Annotated in this window: 2 protein-coding genes and 1 pseudogene; 1 reads left to right on the forward strand and 2 read right to left on the reverse strand. The window is 75.5% G+C overall.

Annotated elements, in window-relative coordinates; genetic code table 11:
* Positions 1 to 1,270 (reverse strand): PP2C family protein-serine/threonine phosphatase (locus CCN72_RS35165; RefSeq protein WP_107430257.1); only part of this gene is annotated, 1,270 nt, incomplete at its 3' end.
* 48 nt (positions 1,271 to 1,318) lie between these two features.
* Positions 1,319 to 1,891: an HD domain-containing protein gene (locus CCN72_RS35170; protein WP_086812426.1), complete on the reverse strand. Its 573-nt coding sequence runs from the start codon at positions 1,889 to 1,891 to the stop codon at positions 1,319 to 1,321.
* A 160-nt stretch (positions 1,892 to 2,051) separates the two neighbouring features.
* On the opposite strand from CCN72_RS35170, the pseudogene CCN72_RS35175 reads away from it, so the two are divergent.
* Positions 2,052 to 2,233 (forward strand): annotated as a pseudogene (locus CCN72_RS35175) (DedA family protein); the annotation flags it as partial.

Consider the following 2,233-nt stretch of genomic DNA (forward strand, 5'->3'; position numbering starts at 1 on the left):
CGCCCTGGCCGCCCGGCTGCGGTCCCGATCGCGGTCGCAGCCGGGCGGCCAGGGCGGCCACGTCGTCCTCGGTGTTGCGGGCGTCGAGCCGGGTGACAACGGTGTCGAGGATGTCGTCGAGACCCGGCGAGGTCCCGAAGTCGATGGCACCGAGCCGGTCCAGGGAGCGGTCGATGTCCTCGCCGCGCCGCTCGACAAGACCGTCGGTGAACAGGATCAGGGTCTGCCCGGGCGCCATCCGGAAGGTGGCCGGCTCATAGCCGCCGAGCCCGGTGCCGAGCGGCGGTCCGACCGGCACCGGCAGCGGGGTGGCCCGGCCGTCCGCGTCGATCACGAACGGCGGCAGGTGCCCGGCGCTGGCCAGCGTCACCAGGCCCCGGTTGGGGTCGATCTGCGCGAGCAGGCAGGTGGCGGGCCTGCGTTCGGGTTCGTCGGAGGCCATGTCGTCCAGCTGGCGCAGCACCCGGTGCGGGGGCAGGTCGGCGGAGGCGATGTAGCGCAGCGAGGAACGGTAGGCGGTCATGTCGACAGCGGCCTCCAGGCCGTGCCCCATGACGTCGCCGACGACCAGCAGGGTGCGGCCGAAGTGCAGTCGTACGGTCTCGCACCAGTCCCCGCCGACCAGCGCGCTGTGCCCGACGGGCAGATAGCGGATGGCGACGTCCAGGTTCGGGTGCGGGCGGCCGGGCTCGGCCAGCAGGGCGCGCTGGAGCTTGCCGATGATGCTGCTGACCGCGTCGTGCTCGCGGGCGTGCCGGATGTGGGAGGCGGCGCGTTCGGTGAGGAAGCGCAGGAACTCCGCCTCGGGCGCGGTGCAGGGCGCGCTGTCGCGGGCGCAGACCAGCACGCCGTAGTGGCGGCCGCCGGTGGCCAGCGGTACGCAGAGCGCGGTGCGCTCGTCGCCGGGTTCGGCGGCGACGGTCAGGTCCTCGTCCGGGTCGGCGGCAACTCGGGCGGCCGCGGCGACCCGCCGGGCCGCGGGCAGCAGGGCCGGGTTCCCGCCGACCGCCTCGTAGCCGACGCCCGCCTCGCGGCCCCAGCGCAGCACGGCCGCGGCGCCGCCCACCTGGGCGACGGCGGCGCGGGTCAGCTCCGCGCAGGTCGTGTCCTCGTCGAGGGTCGTGCCGATCGTGGCCGCCACGGCGCGCAGCTCGGCCGGGCCCGCGGGCACGGGGGCCTCTTCCGGGGCAGGGGTGCCGGGGCCGGTGCCGGGGCCGTGTTCGACGGCGTCGACCGTCGACTGGCGAAACGGCTGAAACCAATCCACCACAGGACTCACCTTAAAGGGGGACGCCCTCACCGTCCCACCATGAGCACATCAGCATCCGCCGGACCTCGCCCGGGCGTGGCTCGCGGCGACGCGCTCCAGGACCGGCCGCCAGCTCTCCAGGGGCCGTACCCGCAGGCCGACGACCTTTCCGGCGTCGTCGGCGCGGCGCAGCGCAAGAGCCGCCGCGAAGTCCGGCCCGGACTCGAAGGCCGCCGCCTCCGCCGGGCTCATGGGGCCGCCCTGGCAGCCGAGGGTGCGGGCGCTCTCCGGGGACAGCGCGAGCCCCGGGTCGGTGGCGGCGAGGTAGCGCTTGGCCGGAATGTGCAGGGCGACCAGGCGGGCGACGCGGGGCCCGAGCAGGCCCTCGACCGCGGTCGCGGCGTGGGTGCCGTGTCCGGCCTCGTCGCCGGGGACCAGGTGGTGGCCGATGTCATGGACCAGCCCGGCCGCCTGCGCCTCCTCGTCGTCGGGGCGGCTCACGGCCAGCAGCGCGGCGACCTGGAGGCCGTGGTCGAGGATGTCCACCGGGTCGCCGGAGCGGTCCGGGGTGTCCCAGACGCCGGCGCACCCGGCCAGCAGGCCCATCAGCGCGTCGACGGAGGAGATCGGGCGGTGCGTCATGGGGACACGCTGCCTCGGTGGGGTGTACGACGGGTGACCGGGGGATGTCGGTCCGCCCCGGCCTGTGCCTTCGCACATGTCTTTCACGCGCGCGCATGTCCTCCCCGCGCAGGATGCTGGTGAGCGTGGAGCCCTGCGAGGAGGCCAGGAGGCGCGGCCGGTGATCGCCGTCAACCCGTTGGACAGCGCCTCGGTGCTGGCCGCCTTCGGCGCGCTCGGGGTGCTGGCGGTGATCTTCGCGGAGTCGGGGCTGCTGGTCTTCGGCTTCTTCCTGCCCGGGGACACGCTGCTGTTCCCGGCCGGAGTGCTGTGCGCGGGCACCGCCGGACAGCCGGCGCGGCT

This window comes from Streptomyces murinus, assembly GCF_002154555.1.
GTDB classification, from domain to species: domain Bacteria; phylum Actinomycetota; class Actinomycetes; order Streptomycetales; family Streptomycetaceae; genus Streptomyces; species Streptomyces murinus.